The sequence below is a fragment of the Flavobacterium sp. Root901 genome (assembly GCF_001429765.1).
Taxonomy (GTDB): Bacteria; Bacteroidota; Bacteroidia; order Flavobacteriales; family Flavobacteriaceae; genus Flavobacterium.
The window spans coordinates 325563-344089 of sequence record NZ_LMJB01000006.1 but is presented as its reverse complement, the minus strand read 5'-3'; the positions used below and the strand labels follow the sequence as shown (position 1 = coordinate 344089).

Genomic DNA, 18527 nt, shown 5'->3' with positions numbered 1-18527 from the left:
AAATTATAAAAATAAAAGTACTACGAAGAAAGTAAAAAAAATTAAGTTTTTAAAACTTAATTTGCGACCATTTTGTAGTATTTAAAGGAGAAACTCTATTCAGAACATCTGTTAAGTCTGTAATTGGAATACTCGGTCCTCCTGAAAAAATAGACACAATTTCATCTGATTTTGCATCAAAAAATACTCGGGTCAAAAAGGCATTCGGTCTAACTGAATTTACTTTTGCAATAAGTAATAAAGAAGATTTTACTTTCTCTTTTGCTGATTTTAAATCATTACTCATTGTATCTAAGCCCGTATGATATAAAAAAGTAGTCTGACGTAAATCAGTATACATGGGAGAAAGCATATCATTTATTAAATAATAACGGTTTTGAAGTCCGTCTGACTGGCTCCATCCTTTAAAACCGCCTTGCTGCGCAATACTTGCAATGTTTTGGGCAGTTTCAAGATATTGATTTCCGGCACCGCTTTGAAAAGTATCTGCATCCATTCCTAAAATTACATAACTGTAAAAAGAAACTACAGACACTAAATTAGATTCAAAAACAGACGGATTAAATAAAAGTGGTTCGTACTCTGTATATCTAAAATTAAAATCTTTATCGTTAAAGTTCAAAACCGGCGAAGAATACGTCGAATTATAAATTAATCTGGAAGACTGTACCTGAATTGTTCCTGTAAACTGATCTGAACTGTAAGAAGACAAGGTTATGTACATGGAACAGTTAATTCTTTCATTTTGCTTTAAAACCGAACCTGTCCAGTCTGTTTTATTTACAAATTCTGATAAAGCGGTCTGAAGTGTTTTAAAAATCTGCTGGTTTGGCGTAGCAAGCCTTTCTGTATTGATAGTTACAGTACAATTTAACTGCTGGGCCTGAGAAAAGCCAAAAATAAAAAATACGAAAAGAGTAACTATTTTGTTCATACAATACAATTTTTTAATTAGCAAAAATAGAACAACTATTCTTACTTTTTAGAAAATATTTAAAACTTTATGATTTTAAAAAATGTGAAACCACTTTGTTTAAAATATCGACTGCCACAAATTCTTTCGATTTCAATTCCATTGGTTCGATATTAAAATTTTTATCAATAAAAGTTACTTTATTGGTTTCTTTTTTAAAACCGGCACCTGCATCCTGCAAAGAATTTAATACTATCAAATCTAAGTTTTTTTTCTGGATTTTCAACTTAGCATTTTCGATTTCGTTTTCAGTTTCGAGAGCAAATCCAATTAAAAACTGATCTTTTTTGGCTGCTCCTAAAGAAAATAAAATATCTTTTGTTTTTTCTAATTCAATCGAAAACTCTTCTGCATTTTTTTTAATCTTTTGCAAAGCTACTTCTTTTGGCCTGTAATCTGCTACAGCGGCCGCTGCAATTGCCACATCAACATTCTCATAATATTTATGACAAGCCTCATACATCTCTTGCGCAGACATTACACTTATAACTTCAATCGAGGAATTTTTAACCCTGAAATGTGTTGGTCCCGAAACTAAAATAACTTCAGCTCCCAGATTTGCCGCCTGATTTGCAATATCAAACCCCATTTTTCCAGAAGAATGATTTCCTATAAAACGCACAGGATCAATTGCTTCGTATGTTGGGCCTGCAGTAATTAGTATTTTTTTTCCTTTAAGAGGCAGTTTACTTTCTAAATCAGCTTCAAGAAAAGCCACAATATTTTCCGGTTCAGCCATTCGGCCTTCTCCGGACAAACCACTTGCCAGTTCTCCTTTTTCGGCTGGAATTATTATATTTCCAAATTGCTTTAAGGCATTAAAACTCGAAATTGTAGAAGGATGTTTGTACATATCCAGATCCATTGCCGGAGCAAAATAAACAGGACATTTAGCCGATAAATAAGTTGCAATTAAAAGATTATCGCAGTTTCCTGTGGCCATTTTTGACAATGTATTTGCTGTTGCGGGAGCAATTAACATTAAATCTGCCCAAAGACCTAATTCAACGTGATTATTCCATACAGCATCTTCATCATCCTGATTGAAGAAACTGGAATGAACAGGATTTTTTGACAACGTAGATAACGTAAGTGGAGTTACAAAATCCTTAGAAGCAGGTGTCATTATCACTTGGACATGTGCACCTGCTTTTATAAAAAGTCGTACTAATGAGGCTGTTTTATACGCTGCAATTCCACCGGAAACTCCCAGTAAAATCTTTTTTCCGTTTAAAACTGACATTGTACTATATTATTTGTTTGAACCTCTGTGGTAAGTTTTTCCGTCTAACCATTCCTGAACAGCTAAAGCGTGTGGTTTTGGTAATTTTTCGTAAAATTTCGAAACTTCAATTTGTTCTTTATTTTCAAAAACTTCTTCAAGACTGTCATTGTAAGTAGCAAACTCTTCTAATTTCTCCGTTAATTCTTTTTTAATTTCAGAATTAATCTGGTTTGCTCTTTTAGCCATAATGGTAATTGCTTCATACACATTTCCTGTTGGCTCTTCAATAACTGTTTTGTTGTAAGTTATTGTATTAACAGGAGCATTCGTCTTTTTTAAATCCATGACTTATTTTTATTTAGTATATTTTTGTAAATCCGTTTCAACTTTGGCATTCATTTCGTCTGCCTCTTTTTTATATTTTGTATCGCTTTTAAACTTCATTAAGTTTGCGTAAGCTGTTTTGGCAATATTTAAACGCTCTTCCATTTTTGAAGGAACACTGTTTATTGCTAACTTATATGCAGAATCATATTTATAAAATAAAGCATCTTCTTTGAAAGGAGTTCCCGGAAAATCAGCGATAAAATTATCAAAAGCTACGAGAGCCGATTTATAATCTGAAATTTCATTGTATCCTTTAGCATTTTCGTATGCTTTTTTCTCTAATTTTCCATTTAGCACCTGTACCGTCGCATTTGCCTGGGCCACATATTCAGAATTTGGATAATTATCAATAAATGCCTGTAATTTCTCCAGAGCTTTTACCGTATCAGTCTGATCTAAACTATAAACCGGCGCCAGTTTTGAATAACTGTAAGCTCCTAAAAATGCAGCTTCCTGTACTTTTTCGCTTCGCGGATATCCTGAAACAAAACTTTCAAATTGATATCCTGCCAAATAATATTGTTTTGTTTTGTAATAGGACTGAGAAAACATATAAAAAAGTTTTTCAGCCTGAGGTTTACCTCTATAAGTAGGCGCCAGTTGTTCAAAAAGGCGGATCGCCTTATTATATTTACCAGCATCATACATTTTTGTCGCTACTTCGAATTTTGCTGCGACATCTTCATTTTTTAAAGCTTTTTGATACTCACTACAAGAACAAAAAAGGGCAGCAACAATTAATAGAGATACTATTTTTTTCATTTATTTACTTTTATTATGATTTTCTTAGACATTATGCCAAAGTAAAAACCACACCGAAGTTTCGGGTGCAAATTTAGTCATTAATTTAGCGACTGCAAAATAATTTTTTAGTATATTAAAATACTAACACTTTAACAATTATTTAATGCTATGCTTAACAAAATCATTTAATCGGTTTGCTAAAGATTCATCTACAGAAACTAAAGGCAGACGTACAGTGTTTTCTGCAATATTCATGGCCTGAAAAACTTGTTTAATTCCGGCTGGATTTCCCTGTTCGAAAATCATATCAATACAATCTGACAATAAATATTGTGTTTTAAACGCTTCGGCAGCTTTTTTATTGAGTCCCAAACGAATCATTTCTGAAAATTCTTTTGGAAAACCCTGTCCAATTACTGAAATCACACCTGCTCCACCTGCTAAAACAATTGGTAAAGCAATCATATCATCTCCTGAAATTACAAGGAAATCTTTTGGTGCATCTTTTATAAGTCTTAATGCCTGTGCCATATCGCCGGCTGCCTCTTTTATCGCTACAACATTCTGAAAGTCATTTGCTAAACGAATTACCGTTGAAGGCAGCATATTGCTTGAAGTTCTTGACGGAACATTATATAAAATTACCGGCACCGGAGAGGCTTCTGCAATAGCTTTAAAGTGCTGGTAAATTCCTTCCTGTGTTGGTTTATTATAATATGGAGAAACTGAAAGTATAGCCTCAAAAGCAGAGAAATCCCTTGTTTTTAATTCTTCTACAACTTGCATAGTGTTATTTCCTCCAACTCCAAGAATTAAAGGCAGTCTTCCTTTATTAACATCAATTACGGTGTTAATAACCAGCTCTTTTTCTTCTTGTGTTAAAGTTGCATTTTCTGCAGTTGTACCCATAACCACAAGATATTCAACTCCTCCGTCAATCGAAAAGTTAACGATGCGCTGCAAGGCTTCGATATCTACTGAAAAGTCTTTTTTAAATGGAGTTACAAGCGCAACACCAGTTCCTATTAATGATTGCATATTTTGATTTATAATTTTACTTTATACTTTTTAAATACTTAAACAATTCTGTTACAAAAAGTTTATATTCTGAGATATCGGTATTTATCATCCATCTGTTTAATTTTTGATCGACAGAAGAAAATCCAACTTTAAATCTTGCTTTTGATTTACTGGTCAGCATCATTAAAATGGGAGATTCCTCATTATAATAACTAATCAGAAGATCAAATTCCGTATCAATAAATTCGTTTAAAAAATTTTCAATGATCTGACCTTTCCAATTGATGTGTTGTTTACCAAAAGCAGGTCTTGAATATGTCTTTTTTTTATCAAATTTACTTTTATACACAGCAATTTTAATGTTTTCAGCAACAATTCCGTTTGATACCATTTCATTTATTAACTCTTTAGAGTAGTGGAATTTACTTTCATCAACCAACAAACCAATGGTTTGTATATTGCTGGTAAAAACTTCGTTTTTGATAGTATTCAAGTGATTTTTTAATGATTTTTTTACAAAAAATTCCTTTATATAATCTAAAAACATAGTACTTTTACGAATTACAAAATTAATTATTTAAGCCGCATTTAAAATGGTAAAACTAAAAAAGTATAACCGATTTTTAAAACTTTTTGTTATATTCTTAACACTTCTTTCAATAATTTCTTGCAGTCCCAAGAATTATAACTTAACGAAGATAGAAGGAAAACAGCTTCCTGTTGCAGAAAACAGTGCAGAAACTCCTGAAATTGAAAAATTTATTAAACCGTATCGCGATCATATTAATAAGGATTTAGACAGCATTCTTGCTTACTGTCCGGAAACCCTGGATAAAAGTACTGGAAAATGGCAGACTACTATTGGAAATTTATTATCCGATGTTTGTCTCGAAAGAGGTAATAAAGTTTTTAAACCCCGCGAAAATAAAATGATTGATATTTGTTTTTTAAATCATGGCGGTATAAGGGCAATTTTGCCAAAAGGAAATGTTACGACTAGATCTGCTTATGAAATTATGCCTTTTGAAAATAGTATGGTAGTTCTGGCTTTAAAAGGAGATCAGATTTTAGAAATCACTTCTTATATTATCCGAGAGAAAAAACCACATCCTTTGTCGGGAATGACTTTTACCATTGCAAAAGACAATACGGCTAAAAATATCATGATTCAGGGAAAACCTTTTGATATTTCTAAAACCTATTATGTGGCTACAAATGATTATTTAGCCAATGGCGGCGATAATATGAGTTTCTTCTCAAAAAATATTCAGAAATATCATTTGAATTATAAGCTTCGAAATGTATTGATTGACTATTTTAAAGAAGTTGATACCATTCCGGTACCGAGAGATATTCGTATTACAGAAGAATAAAAAGAGTTAGCTGCGAATTATTTTTTCGACAATTAAATTTGTGCAAATCTGTAAAATTCGCGGCAAAGAAAACATCAAAATATAAAGTTCCCCGCAAAAAATATACAAAATGAAAAGAAGAGAATTTATCGAAAAAACCGCTGCAAGCACTGCCTTAATTGGTTTGGGATTATCATTGAGCAGTTTTGAAAATAACGATATTAACCACTTAACGATTCTTCATACAAACGATGTTCACAGCCATATTGATCCGTTTCCGGCTGATGATCCCCGTAATCCAAATAAAGGCGGCGTATCCCGTCGTGCAGCTCTTATCGAAACAATTCGTAAGGAAAATCCAAATGTCCTTTTACTTGATGCGGGTGATATTTTTCAGGGAACTCCGTACTTTAATTATTACGGAGGCGAACTAGAATTTAAGCTGATGAGTATGATGAAATATGATGCATCTACGATTGGTAACCATGATTTTGATAACGGCCTTGATGGTTTGTATGCGCAAATGCCCCATGCCACTTTTGAATTTATAAATTCTAATTACGATTTTAAAAACACTGTAATGAATGGTCTTGTAAAACCTTATAAGATATTCAATAAAAACGGAATTAAAGTTGGTGTTTTTGGTTTAGGAATTGAACTTCAGGGTTTAGTTGATAAACAGCTTTATAAAGAAACAGTCTATAATGATCCTGTAGAAATTGCGCACGATATGACACGTTTATTAAAACAGGAAGAAAAATGTGATTTGGTTGTTTGTCTTTCACATCTTGGCTATAAATACAAAGACGAACCTTCGAAAATTTCTGATTTGAAACTGGCAGAACTTACGCAGGATATTGATTTAATTATTGGCGGACATACACATACTTTTCTGGATAAGCCAACAATTGTAAAAAATAAAGCAGGAGAAAACGTTTTGGTAAATCAGGTTGGCTGTTACGGAATTAATTTAGGCCGTATCGATTTTTATTTTGATAAAGATAAAGCACACAGCAATCAGGCGAGATCAATTATTGTATAAAAGTTCTCTTTTTCTTCATTTTTGCTTTTTGCAGAAAATATTCGACCATAAAATAATAGGCTAAAATTTGTGTAATATCCCGTATTAAAACCATTACAACCGAGTGTGAAAAATATTGGTTGAAGATGTAGAATATATCTGAAAATATATAACTTACTGCCATTAATGACATTAAGAGTGTTATAAATGTTCCTTTTGTAATATAGCTTACAAAAGAGAAATAACTTATATAACTCAGGATTAAGCCATAAATAATATAGATATATTTGAATTCTTTTGTATTGTCAAATTTCATGCTGAGCACTGAAATAAGCAGATAAACAATAAAAATTATCACTATTGAGATGGGGAGAATATCTTTTTTTTTAAGCCTTATTCGTGGATGTTCTAATAAAAAAAGTTTCATGATTAAGGCGTATACTATAAGAAAACTTATGACAGCGCCCATTTCTGAAACCTCAACATCCATAAGATCGAAGACCTGACCTATAAAACAAAAAAGAAAAATAAAACTTTCTGTCTTTTTAATCTTAAACTCACTGCTGATTAAAAAATAAATAAAAATCGCGGGCAGAACAATTGCCTTTGCATAAATTGCAAGAAAATCTTGTTCTGCCCAATCGAATATGATTGTAAACAGTAACGCGAGGAAGAATAAAATTAACGATGGTTTATTAGCCTTCATTCAGTTTAGTTATAAAATCATCTTCAGAGAGTATTGGTATATTTAATTTATTTGCTTTTTCTAATTTAGCCGGTCCCATATTGTCTCCAGCTACGACGAAGTCGGTTTTTGCAGAAATTGAACTTCCTACTTTTCCACCGTTATCTTCAATTGTCTTTTTTAATTCATCTCTCGAAAACTGACTGAAAACTCCTGAAACAACAAAAGTTTTTCCAATAAATTTTTCGGTTGCATTTGGGTTTATTCTTTCTACGGTTTCAAATTGAACACCATAACTTTTTAGTCGTTCAATTATAATTTTATTTTCTTCGTTTTCAAAAAATTCAACAACGCTTCTGGCAATTCTTTCTCCAATTTCATCAACCAAAATTAAATCCATTAGCGAAGCACGGCTCAGCGCATCTATATTTTTATAATGTTTTGCTAATTTTTTGGCTACAGTTTCTCCAACAAAACGAATTCCAAGGGCGAACAAAACACTTTCAAACGGAATTTCTTTTGATTTTTCAACTCCATTTACCAAATTTTCTGCCGATTTTTTTGCCATTCTTTCTAAATGAAGAATATCTTCTACCTTTAATTCATATAAATCTGCATAATTATGAACTAAATTATTCTTGAAAAGCAAAGCAACTGTTTCTCCGCCAAGTCCTTCAATATCCATTGCTTTTCTTGATATAAAATGCTGAATTCTGCCTACAATTTGAGGCGGACATCCATAAAAGTTAGGACAGTAATGATTGGCTTCTCCAGCATTTCTCACTAATTCTGTCTGGCATTCCGGACAATGTGTTATATAATGTGTTACTTGAGAATCTTCCGGACGTTTGTCAAAATCTACCGCAATAATTTTAGGAATGATTTCTCCCCCTTTTTCAACAAAAACGGTATCATTTATTCTAATATCGAGCTTTTCAATTTGATCTGCATTATGAAGTGAAGCTCTTTTTACAATAGTTCCCGCTAATTGAACCGGCTCCAGATTGGCAACCGGAGTAATGGCTCCTGTACGTCCGACCTGATAGGAAATTGATTTTAATTTAGTCGAAACCTGTTCTGATTTGAATTTATAAGCAATTGCCCAGCGTGGTGATTTTGCGGTATATCCTAATTCTTCCTGAGAATGAATACTGTTTACTTTTATGACAACGCCGTCAGTTTCGTAAGGCAATTTATGACGGTGAACATCCCAATAATCAATAAATTCAAAAACTTCCTGCATGTTATTGACAAGCTTGGCTTCGTTTGGTACTTTAAATCCCCATTTTCTGGCAGATTCCAGTCCTTCATATTGTGTTTTAAAAGGAAGATTATTTCCGGCAACAGTATATAAAAGACATTCCAGCGGACGTTTTGCAACCTCAGCACTGTCCTGCAATTTTAAACTTCCTGAAGCTGTATTTCGTGGATTTGAATATGGTGTTTCTCCTATTTCAATTAACTCCTGATTCATTTTTTCAAAACCGGCATACGGAAGAATGATTTCACCGCGAATATCAAATTTTTCAGGATAATCGCCTTTTAATTTTATTGGAATCGATTTGATTGTTTTAATATTATTGGTAACCTCATCTCCCTGAAAACCATCTCCACGCGTTAAAGCCTGAGAAAGTTTTCCGTTTTCATAAGAAATACTGATTGAAGCTCCGTCGTATTTTAACTCACAGGTATATTGCAGATTTACATTTCCTAAAACACGCTGAATTCTGTTTTCCCAATCTATTAAATCTTCTTTTGAGTAAGAATTATCAAGAGAATACATTCTGAATTGGTGCGGAATGGTTTTAAAGTTTTTTGTAACGGTTCCGCCCACTCTCTGCGTTGGGGAATCTTCATCAAAAAATTCCGGATGTTTATTTTCCAGATCCTGAAGTTCTTTCAGTTTTATATCAAAATCATAATCAGAAATTGTGGCGTTATCCAGCACATAATAGTTGTAATTGTGCTGATTAAGTTCGTCTCTTAATGTTTGAATGGTTTCCTGAATACTCATAAAATATTAAATAATGCTGATTGTGATTTCAAAATAAATGAATATCAAAATTAGGATTATTTTGGTTTCAAAAAACAATAAAGCGAAAGTTTTATAAAATCAAAAATCAGGCTGCAAAAACTTGCGGCCTGATTTTCTCCTTGTCCATTATTCTTAAAAAAGAATTTTAAAAAACCAACTTCCAAATGGTTTCTGCGTTCTATATTTTAAAATCTAATTATCAATTAATTAAACGCAAACATAGTACTACTTTTGAATAATGATAAAATCGGAGCGTCTGTTTAACAAATGTTCTTCTTCAGTACATTTAACTCCATTTTTGCATTTATTGATTAAGCGGCTTTCACCATAACCAATAGCACTTTCGATTCTTGAAGCATCTATTCCCTGAGAGATAATATAATCTCTTGTTGATTTTGCTCTATTATCTGAAAGTTTTAAATTATAAGCATCTTTTCCTCTTGAATCTGTATGCGATTCGATTTTGATTCTGATATTTGGAAACTTCTGCATGATGAAAACGACTTTCGTCAATTCTGTAATTGCCAGAGGTGTAATATCGTACTTGTCATAATCAAAATAAATTGGATTAACATCTACTTTTTCAACACCTTTCTTTTTAACCACTAAGTCATCATAATTGCTGAGTTCAAAATTTATGTTCGGAATTTCGCCTTCGTTTTCTTTTGTAGTTTCTACCGTTCTTTCGTCGCTGCTGTAATTCGGTTTAGCCGCAATCATATTGACAACTTTATTACATGGTACTACAATTGCATATTTTCCTTCGTAATTGGTTTTTGTTTCTCCTAAAACCTCTTTAAAAGAGTTATAAGCCATTACGGTAACGTCTGCCAGAGGAAGTTTAGATTTTCTGTCAATTGCCATTCCGGAAATACTTTGGTTACAAACAGGTTTTCCTTTTACAAAAGAATAAATATCGTCGTCACCCTTACCTCCTGCTCTGTTGGAGGAAACATATCCATAACTGTCTGACTTGTCTACAATATAAGCAAAATCATCTGTGTTGCTATTTATAGGAGCACCAAGGTTTCTGGGTGTTGTAAAAGTTCCGTCAGGCAGAAATTTGCTTTCGTAAACATCTAAATCTCCAAGTCCGTAATGCCCGTCTGAAGAAAAATACAGCATTCCGTTTCTGTAGTAAGGAAAAAGATCATTACCAATGGTGTTAATTTTTGGTCCGAGATTTAACGGAGAACTCATTGTTCCGTCATCGGCAATTTTCACCACATATAAATCTGTTTCTCCAAAACCTCCCGGCATATCTGATGCAAAGAAAAGCCATTGTCCGTCATCACTTAAAGAAGGATGCCCTACTGAATAATCTTCGCTGTTAAAGAAAACATTTTGCGGATTTTCTAATTTATTATCTACAACTGAACCTTTTACAATTTGAAAGTTATTGACTTTATCACCATCAACAACCAACTTGTTTTTCTTTAAAATGTTAGTAGTATAGTAAATCGTTTTTCCAGATGCATCAAAAGTTGCCGTAGCTTCATGATATTTACTCATTACATTGGGTATGAATAAGCTTTCATTAAACAGGCTTCCGTCTGCAGGATTTCTTTCAGAAACATATAAATTCAGGAAAGGCTGATTGTTCCAAGTGTATAGTTTTTCACTAAACTTAGTGGTATCCCTTGCCGATGTAAAGACAATTTTGTCCTGATAAAATGTTGTTCCAAAATCAGATTTACTGGTATTAATATCCAGATTTTTAATTTGATACAATGATTTTGCCTTTGCTAAGCTGTCCAGTTGTTTTTTCTGGGTAACATAGCGGTCAATTTCCTTTTGGTCTCCTTTTTTATCCAGATACTCTTTGGTTACTCTATCTGCTTCCTCATAATCCATTACTGCTTTCATGGTTTGAATATATCTCAGATAGTAAATGTCTGTTAAATTATTTCCCTGAACTTCGTATAATTTTCTGTACCATTTAAGCGCATTTCGGGCATCAGAAATAAAATAATACGAGTCTGCGGCGTTTTTTAAAGTTTGTGCAGATGGATTTTTGATGTTCTGCAAAATTTCCTCGTATGCTTTTGAAGCATCTGTATACGAGTAATTTCTAAACAAAGCATCGGCTTTCTTTAAATTAGTCTTTTGAGCAAAACTAAACGTAATGCTCAAGACTAAACTTAGGATATATATTTTTTTCATATGTTTTGTTTTTAGAAGAATCGAGGAGATTTAATTTTGCTTTGGCCTTTGTTGAATGAATAACGCAGGATGAACTCATGTGTTCCATCATTGTATTTATTCAATTGACTTGTAGTGTAATCAAAAGCATAACCCAGATAAAAACTAGGAGATATTTGAAAACCTGCCAGAATACTTACTGAATCATCTGTTCTGTATGATCCGCCAATAACAAATTTCTCAGCAATCATAAAATTCGCCGATACATCTGCAGTAATTGGTGCCCCGCTTACTGCTTTTACTAAAAATGCTGGTTTGAACTTTAAATTTGGGTTCAAATCAAAAACATACCCTCCCATTAAAAAATAATGCAAACGATCGTAATCTATAGATTCCTGTACATCATCATAATAATTGTTTTCAATAAAACTTGGAATAGAAAAGCCTAAATACCATTTTTCAGTATAATAGTAAATCCCGGCTCCTACTGCCAATTTCATTTGATTGTCTATATTTTGGTTTAGGAGAACATCATTGTCATTGTAATATCTTCCTTTAGACCAATCTATATTAAGCATTCTCATACCTGCTTTTATACCAAAGGCTAATCTTTTTTCATATCCAAGAGGTAATGAATAAGAGAAGTTTCCGTCAAGGTATAATTCACTGGAAGGACCTATTTTGTCGTTTACAACACTTAATCCCAAACCTATTTTTTCATTTGAAAGAGGTCCGTGAATTGAAAACGACTGTGTTTCAGGTGCTCCGGAAATCCCTACCCATTGTGAACGGTGCAAAAGAGTGGCTTCGAGAGTGCCGGTAGATCCGGCATAAGCCGGATTTACCGCCATTGTATTATACATATACTGCGTATATTGAGGATCTTGTTGTGCACTGACGCAAACTGTAATAAAAGAACATATTAAAATTAAATACGTTTCTAATGGTTTTATATATAGTTTCATAACGATACTTATTTAGTTTAATTAATTAGATGATTAATAGAATGTTATCTCATGATTGATAACCATCCTTTTTTAACCGTTCCATCTCCAATGGTAATCACATAAAAATAAGTACCTGTTGGCAGCATATCTCCTCTATTAACTACTCCGGATACATTTGCAGTTCCGTCCCAATCGTTTTCATAGTGTGCTTTGCTGTACACTAATGCACCGTATCTGTTAAAAACTTTCAACTCGTTGTTTGGATATGTCTCTATACAATCAATTCTAAACAGATCATTCGCGCCATCATTATTTGGTGTGAACTCATTGTAAACTGTCAAACAAACTGGTTCAACAGAAGCTGAAGCTGAATTATTTGTTGCATCAACATCTAACGGCGTTGAGTTTTCGATTGTAGCAACAGTTAAATAATTTCCACTTGAAAGCACTTCTGCAACGATGGTTAATGTCACACTTTGTCCTGCAGGCAGAGTTGGAATTGTCCAAAGACCTGTTGCCGGATCATAAGTACCTACTGATGTATTAGAGCTTACTAAATCGTATCCTGTTGGCAATAAATTACTAACTAATGTATTTATGAAACCACCTTCACCAACATTATTTACTGTAATGGTGAATGTTACATTGTCACCAAAATTAGGTGCCGGGTTGTCAACTACATTTGTAATTGTTAAGTCAGAACAAGTTGCAACTGTTACATTTAGGAATTTAGTTGTTGTTTCATCACAATTATTAGTATAAGTAACCTCAACTCTGCCTAGTCCGATATCTGACCATGAAATTGTTGCTGAACCATCTGCAGTTCCGCCTCCGGAAATTATTGTTCCGTTAGTAACTGACCAAACATAATTTGATTTTCCGTTTGCGATAGAATATGTTACTCCCTGGAAAACACATGGTGTGTCGTCTGTAGTAGTAAGCTGAACTAAAGCATCATTTTCAAAGACAATTGTAATGCCTAATCTTGCGGCACTTTCACAACCGTTAGTTGTATTAGCAAGTGCGGCTGCATAATATGTTCCTGCTGTTAATAATGTTCCTGCCGGAAGTGGTGTTCCACCTGTTGCAGCAGTATAGAAAACAACATTTGGTTCATTAACCAGGATCTCAGCTATTGTTGGCAGTTTAGACAAGCAGAATGTCTGCGTTGTACTTGGCGTTGTAATTACTCCCGGAGTATTTACATTTACTACAACTGCTAATCTTGACGGATTCTCACAATTTATAGCACTTGCCACAGCTCCATAATATGTACCGGAAGTTAATGGCGTTGCTGCCGGAATTGCTGTTCCGCCTGTAGCAGAAGAATACCAAATTACATTCGCTTCATTTACCTGAATATTAGCCACTGTAGGGGTATTTATTGAACAGAAATCCTGCGTAGTATCTGTTGTAGTTGGTGTTGGACTCGGATCTGTTACTGTAACTGTAACTTGTAAGCGAGTTGAACTTTCACAACCTGTTGCAGGATCTACAATATTTCCATAGTAAATACCAGACATTAATGCTGTAGATGCCGGAATTGCTGTTCCGCCTGTTGCTGTACTAAACCAGGTTACATTGCTTTCATTTACCTGAATATCTGCAATTGTTGGTGAAGTTGTTGAACAGAAGCTTTGTGCAGCATTTGTAGTGGTCGGATTAACTGTGTTACCAACTGTAACCGCAACTAATAATCTTACACTGCTTTCACATCCTGTTACCGGATCTTTAACTGCTCCATAATAATTACCTGTAGCCAAAGCTGTTGCTGCCGGAATTGCTGTTCCGCCTGTTGCAGTGCTGTACCAAACTACATTTGATTCATTTACCTGAATATTAGCCACTGTAGGTGCATTTCCAGAACAGAAAGTCTGTGTTGCATCTGTAGTAGTTGGTGTAGCAGGGTCGGTTACAGTTACTGCAATCGCTAATCTTACTGCGCTTTCACAGTTTGCTGCAGGGTCTAAAATCGCGGCATAATAAGTTCCATTTGTAAGAGCTGTAGCCGGAGCAATTGCTGTTCCGCCTGTGGCTGTACTGTACCAAACTACATTCGATTCATTTACCTGAATGTTTGCAACTGTCGGAGCATTAACTAAACAGAAGTCTTGTGTGGTATCTGTCGTTGTTGGTGTTCCCGGATCAGTCACGCTTACTGCAATTGCTAATCTTACTGCGCTTTCACAGTTTGTTGTCGGATTAAGAATTGCTGCATAATACGTTCCGTTTGTTAAAACTGTAGCCGGAGCAATTGCTGTTCCGCCTGTCGCTGCATTGTACCAAACTATTGTTCCTCCCGCTGGTGTATTTACCTGAATGCTTGCAATGGTCGGCGCATCAATTAAACAGAAATCTTGTGTTGTATCTGTTGTAGTTGGTGTTCCAGGATCCGTTACGTTTACCGCAATCGCTAATCTTACACTGCTTTCACAGTTTGTAGTTCCGTTTAAAATAGAAGCGTAGTAAGTTCCTGTGGCTAATGCTGTTGTCGTTGGAATCGCTGTTCCCCCTGTTGCTGCATTATACCAAACAATCGTTCCTCCCGCTGGTGTATTTACCTGAATGTTCGCAACTGTCGGCGCATCAATTAAACAGAAATCTTGTGTTGCATCTGTAGTTGTTGGTGTTCCAGGATCTGTTACAGTTACGGCAATCGCTAATCTTACTGCACTTTCACAGTTTGTCGCTGGATCAAGAATTGCTGCATAATACGTTCCGCTTGTTAGAGCTGTAGCGGGAGCAATTGCTGTTCCGCCTGTTGTTGTACTATACCAAACTACATTCGATTCATTTACCTGAATGTTCGCAACAGTTGGAGCATCAATTAAACAGAAATCTTGTGTTGTATCTGTCGTTGTTGGTGTCCCCGGATCAGTCACGCTTACTGCAATTGCTAATCTTACTGCACTTTCACAGTTTGTAGTTCCATTTAAAATAGAAGCATAGTAAGTTCCTGTAGCTAATGTTGTTGCTGCTGGAATCGCTGTTCCGCCTGTCGCTGCATTATACCAAACAATCGTTCCAACTGCTGGCGTATTTACCTGAATATCGGCAACGGTAGACGCATCAACCAAACAGAAATCTTGTGTGGTATCTGTTGTGGTTGGTGTTCCAGGATCCGTTACGTTTACGGCAATTGCTAATCTTACTGCACTTTCGCAGTTTGTTGTTGGATCAAGAATTGCTGCATAATACGTTCCGCTTGTTAGAGCTGTAGCNCACTTTCGCAGTTTGTTGTTGGATCAAGAATTGCTGCATAATACGTTCCGCTTGTTAGAGCTGTAGCCGGAGCAATTGCTGTTCCGCCTGTCGCTGTATTATACCAAACTACATTCGATTCATTTATCTGAATGTTCGCAACTGTCGGCGCATTAACTAGACAGAAATCTTGTGTTGTATCTGTCGTTGTTGGTGTTCCAGGATCCGTTACATTTACGGCAATTGCTAATCTAACACTGCTTTCGCAGTTTGTCGCTGGATCAAGAATTGCTGCATAATACGTTCCGTTTGTTAAAGCTGTTGCCCGAGCAATTGCTGTTCCGCCTGTGGCTGTACTGTACCAAACTACATTCGATTCATTTACCTGAATGTTTGCAACGGTCGGCGCATCAATTAAACAGAAATCTTGTGTAGTATCTGTTGTAGTTGGTGTCCCCGGATCAGTCACGCTTACTGCAATTGCTAATCTTACTGCACTTTCACAGTTTGTTGTTCCGTTTAAAATGGAAGCGTAGTAAGTTCCTGTCGCTAATGCTGTTGTCGTTGGAATCGCTGTTCCGCCTGTTGCTGCGGCAATTGCTAATCTTACTGCACTTTCGCAGTTTGTTGTTGGATCAAGAATTGCTGCATAATACGTTCCGCTTGTTAGAGCTGTAGCCGGAGCAATTGCTGTTCCGCCTGTCGCTGTACTATACCAAACTACATTCGATTCATTTACCTGAATGTTCGCAACTGTCGGAGCATTAACTAAACAGAAATCTTGTGTTGTATCTGTCGTTGTTGGTGTCCCCGGATCGGTTACGTTTACGGCAATTGCTAATCTAACGCTGCTTTCACAGTTTGTAGTTCCGTTTAAAATAGAAGCGTAGTAAGTTCCTGTCGCCAATGCTGTTGCTGATAGAATCGCTGTTCCGCCTGTTACGGCATTGTACCAAACTATAGTTCCTCCCGCTGGTGTGTTTACCTGAATGTTCGCAACTGTCGGCGCATCAATTAAACAGAAATCTTGTGTTGTATCTGTTGTGGTTGGTGTTCCAGGATCCGTTACGTTTACGGCAATTGCTAATCTAACACTGTTTTCACAGTTTGTAGTTCCGCTTAAAATGGAAGCGTAGTAAGTTCCTGTTGCCAATGCAGTTGCTGCCGGAATCGCTGTTCCGCCTGTTGCTGCATTATACCAAACAATCGTTCCTCCTGCTGGTGTGTTTACCTGAATGCTTGCAACGGTCGGCGCATCAATTAAACAGAAATCTTGTGTGGTATCTGTCGTTGTTGGTGTCCCAGGATCTGTTACGTTTACGGCAATCGATAATCTTACTGCGCTTTCACAATTTGTGGTTCCGTTTAAAATGGAAGCATAATATGTTCCTGTCGCCAATGCTGTTGCTGCCGGAATCGCTGTTCCGCCTGTTGCTGCATTATACCAAACAATCGTTCCTCCCGCTGGTGTGTTTACCTGAATATCGGCAACGGTTGGGGCATCAATTAAACAGAATTCTTGTGTTGTATCTGTTGTGGTTGGTGTTCCCGGATCCGTTACGTTTACCGCAATTGCTAATCTAACGCTGCTTTCGCAGTTTGTTGTCGGATCAAGAATGGCTGCATAATAGGTGCCTGTCACCAAGGCTGTTGTTGATGGAACTGTTGTTCCGCCTGTGGCTGTACTATACCAAACTACATTCGATTCATTTACCTGAATGTTCGCAACTGTCGGAGCATTAACTAAACAGAAATCTTGTGTGGTATCTGTTGTAGTTGGTGTCCCCGGATCAGTCACGCTTACTGCAATTGCTAATCTTACTGCACTTTCACAGTTTGTTGTTCCGTTTAAAATGGAAGCGTAGTAAGTTCCTGTCGCTAATGCTGTTGTCGTTGGAATCGCTGTTCCGCCTGTNGGATCAGTCACGCTTACTGCAATTGCTAATCTTACTGCACTTTCACAGTTTGTTGTTCCGTTTAAAATGGAAGCGTAGTAAGTTCCTGTCGCTAATGCTGTTGTCGTTGGAATCGCTGTTCCGCCTGTCGCTGCATTGTACCAAACTATAGTTCCTCCCGCTGATGTGTTTACCTGAATGCTTGCAACAGTTGGCGCATCAACTAAACAGAAATCTTGTGTGGTATCTGTCGTTGTTGGTGTTCCAGGATCCGTTACGTTTACCGCAATCGCTAATCTAACACTGCTTTCGCAGTTTGTTGTCGGATCAAGAATGGCTGCGTAATATGTTCCTGTAGCTAATGCTGTTGCTGCTGGAATCGCTGTTCCGCCTGTTGCTGCATTATACCAAACTATTGTTCCTCCTGCTGGTGTGTTTACCTGAATGTTCGCAACTGTTGGGGCATCAACTAAACAGAAATCTTGTGTTGTATCTGTTGTAGTTGGTGTTCCCGGATCTGTTACGTTTACCGCAATTGCTAATCTAACACTGCTTTCGCAGTTTGTTGTCGGATCAAGAATGGCTGCATAATACGTTCCGCTTGTTAGAGCTGTAGCCGGAGTAATTGCTGTTCCGCCTGTCGCTGTACTATACCAAACTACATTCGATTCATTTACCTGAATGTTCGCAACTGTCGGAGCATTAACTAGACAGAAATCCTGAGTGGTATCTGTTGTGGTTGGTGTTCCAGGATCAGTTACGTTTACCGCAATCGCTAATCTTACTACACTTTCACAGTTTGTTGTTCCGTTTAAAATGGAAGCGTAGTAAGTTCCTGTCGCTAATGCTGTTGTCGTTGGAATCGCTGTTCCGCCTGTTGCTGCATTATACCAAACAATC

Annotated in this window: 13 protein-coding genes and 2 pseudogenes; 2 read left to right on the top strand and 13 right to left on the bottom strand. The window is 36.0% G+C overall.

Going from position 1 to position 18527, the window contains the following annotated elements; all coding sequences use genetic code 11:
• Positions 1–49 precede the first annotated feature (49 nt).
• The 6 genes from ASE21_RS10915 to ASE21_RS10890 all read right to left on the bottom strand — a co-directional run bounded on the left by ASE21_RS10915 (position 50) and on the right by ASE21_RS10890 (position 4896).
• Complete coding sequence (locus ASE21_RS10915) at positions 50–934, bottom strand: DUF4835 family protein (RefSeq protein ID WP_057122691.1); 885 nt, start codon at positions 932–934, stop codon at positions 50–52.
• Positions 935–1001: 67 nt separating this feature from the next.
• The gene (coaBC, locus tag ASE21_RS10910; protein WP_057122690.1) at positions 1002–2216 is read right to left on the bottom strand and encodes a bifunctional phosphopantothenoylcysteine decarboxylase/phosphopantothenate--cysteine ligase CoaBC; all 1215 of its coding nucleotides are present in this window, start codon (positions 2214–2216) and stop codon (positions 1002–1004) included.
• Between the two features lie 9 nt (positions 2217–2225).
• Positions 2226–2543 carry a DNA-directed RNA polymerase subunit omega gene (locus tag ASE21_RS10905; RefSeq protein WP_007807938.1) on the bottom strand — a complete coding sequence of 106 codons (318 nt, stop codon included), beginning with the start codon at positions 2541–2543 and terminating at the stop codon, positions 2226–2228.
• A 9-nt stretch (positions 2544–2552) separates the two neighbouring features.
• Positions 2553–3347 (bottom strand): outer membrane protein assembly factor BamD, encoded by a 795-nt coding sequence (locus ASE21_RS10900; protein ID WP_057122689.1) that lies wholly within the window; start codon positions 3345–3347, stop codon positions 2553–2555.
• A gap of 138 nt (positions 3348–3485) precedes the next feature.
• Positions 3486–4367 (bottom strand): 4-hydroxy-tetrahydrodipicolinate synthase, encoded by an 882-nt coding sequence (gene dapA, locus ASE21_RS10895; RefSeq protein WP_057122688.1) that lies wholly within the window; start codon positions 4365–4367, stop codon positions 3486–3488.
• A 16-nt stretch (positions 4368–4383) separates the two neighbouring features.
• Positions 4384–4896 (bottom strand): DUF6913 domain-containing protein, encoded by a 513-nt coding sequence (locus ASE21_RS10890; protein ID WP_057122687.1) that lies wholly within the window; start codon positions 4894–4896, stop codon positions 4384–4386.
• Positions 4897–4942: 46 nt separating this feature from the next.
• Here ASE21_RS10890 and ASE21_RS10885 point away from each other — a divergent pair, with 46 nt between their 5' ends.
• Together ASE21_RS10885 and ASE21_RS10880 are read left to right on the top strand one after the other, a co-directional pair.
• Positions 4943–5722: a 5'-nucleotidase C-terminal domain-containing protein gene (locus tag ASE21_RS10885; RefSeq protein WP_057122686.1), complete on the top strand. Its 780-nt coding sequence runs from the start codon at positions 4943–4945 to the stop codon at positions 5720–5722.
• Between the two features lie 109 nt (positions 5723–5831).
• Positions 5832–6743: a bifunctional metallophosphatase/5'-nucleotidase gene (locus tag ASE21_RS10880; protein ID WP_057122685.1), complete on the top strand. Its 912-nt coding sequence runs from the start codon at positions 5832–5834 to the stop codon at positions 6741–6743.
• Here ASE21_RS10880 and ASE21_RS22315 read toward each other — a convergent pair.
• The 7 genes and pseudogenes from ASE21_RS22315 to ASE21_RS22305 all read right to left on the bottom strand — a co-directional run.
• Positions 6733–7038, bottom strand: coding sequence for a hypothetical protein (locus ASE21_RS22315; protein WP_242410253.1), 306 nt, complete (start codon positions 7036–7038; stop codon positions 6733–6735). The genes ASE21_RS10880 and ASE21_RS22315 overlap by 11 nt on opposite strands.
• Before the next feature lie 379 nt (positions 7039–7417).
• Complete coding sequence (gene ligA / locus ASE21_RS10870) at positions 7418–9421, bottom strand: NAD-dependent DNA ligase LigA (protein ID WP_057122683.1); 2004 nt, start codon at positions 9419–9421, stop codon at positions 7418–7420.
• A gap of 246 nt (positions 9422–9667) precedes the next feature.
• Positions 9668–11605, bottom strand: a complete 1938-nt coding sequence (locus ASE21_RS10865; RefSeq protein WP_057122682.1) for an OmpA family protein — start codon at positions 11603–11605, stop codon at positions 9668–9670.
• Positions 11606–11616: 11 nt separating this feature from the next.
• Positions 11617–12549, bottom strand: coding sequence for a type IX secretion system membrane protein PorP/SprF (locus ASE21_RS10860; RefSeq protein ID WP_057122681.1), 933 nt, complete (start codon positions 12547–12549; stop codon positions 11617–11619).
• 44 nt (positions 12550–12593) lie between these two features.
• Positions 12594–15608 carry a gliding motility-associated C-terminal domain-containing protein gene (locus ASE21_RS10855; protein ID WP_057122680.1) on the bottom strand — a complete coding sequence of 1005 codons (3015 nt, stop codon included), beginning with the start codon at positions 15606–15608 and terminating at the stop codon, positions 12594–12596.
• Between the two features lie 145 nt (positions 15609–15753).
• Positions 15754–17374, bottom strand: a pseudogene (locus ASE21_RS22310) (hypothetical protein); the annotation flags it as partial.
• A 274-nt stretch (positions 17375–17648) separates the two neighbouring features.
• Positions 17649–18526, bottom strand: a pseudogene (locus ASE21_RS22305) (hypothetical protein); the annotation flags it as partial.
• Position 18527: the final 1 nt, after the last annotated feature.

What these genes read in the sequence shown, in the direction of transcription:
- ASE21_RS10860 (WP_057122681.1), bottom strand. Translation starts at nt 12,549, where the DNA reads ATGAAACTATATATAAAACCATTAGAAACGTATTTAATTTTAATATGT.
- ASE21_RS22315 (WP_242410253.1), bottom strand. Translation starts at nt 7,038, where the DNA reads ATGAAATTTGACAATACAAAAGAATTCAAATATATCTATATTATTTAT.
- ASE21_RS10900 (WP_057122689.1), bottom strand. Translation starts at nt 3,347, where the DNA reads ATGAAAAAAATAGTATCTCTATTAATTGTTGCTGCCCTTTTTTGTTCT.
- ASE21_RS10915 (WP_057122691.1), bottom strand. Translation starts at nt 934, where the DNA reads ATGAACAAAATAGTTACTCTTTTCGTATTTTTTATTTTTGGCTTTTCT.
- ASE21_RS10890 (WP_057122687.1), bottom strand. Translation starts at nt 4,896, where the DNA reads ATGTTTTTAGATTATATAAAGGAATTTTTTGTAAAAAAATCATTAAAA.
- coaBC (WP_057122690.1), bottom strand. Translation starts at nt 2,216, where the DNA reads ATGTCAGTTTTAAACGGAAAAAAGATTTTACTGGGAGTTTCCGGTGGA.
- ASE21_RS10905 (WP_007807938.1), bottom strand. Translation starts at nt 2,543, where the DNA reads ATGGATTTAAAAAAGACGAATGCTCCTGTTAATACAATAACTTACAAC.
- ligA (WP_057122683.1), bottom strand. Translation starts at nt 9,421, where the DNA reads ATGAGTATTCAGGAAACCATTCAAACATTAAGAGACGAACTTAATCAG.
- dapA (WP_057122688.1), bottom strand. Translation starts at nt 4,367, where the DNA reads ATGCAATCATTAATAGGAACTGGTGTTGCGCTTGTAACTCCATTTAAA.
- ASE21_RS10885 (WP_057122686.1), top strand. Translation starts at nt 4,943, where the DNA reads ATGGTAAAACTAAAAAAGTATAACCGATTTTTAAAACTTTTTGTTATA.
- ASE21_RS10865 (WP_057122682.1), bottom strand. Translation starts at nt 11,605, where the DNA reads ATGAAAAAAATATATATCCTAAGTTTAGTCTTGAGCATTACGTTTAGT.
- ASE21_RS10880 (WP_057122685.1), top strand. Translation starts at nt 5,832, where the DNA reads ATGAAAAGAAGAGAATTTATCGAAAAAACCGCTGCAAGCACTGCCTTA.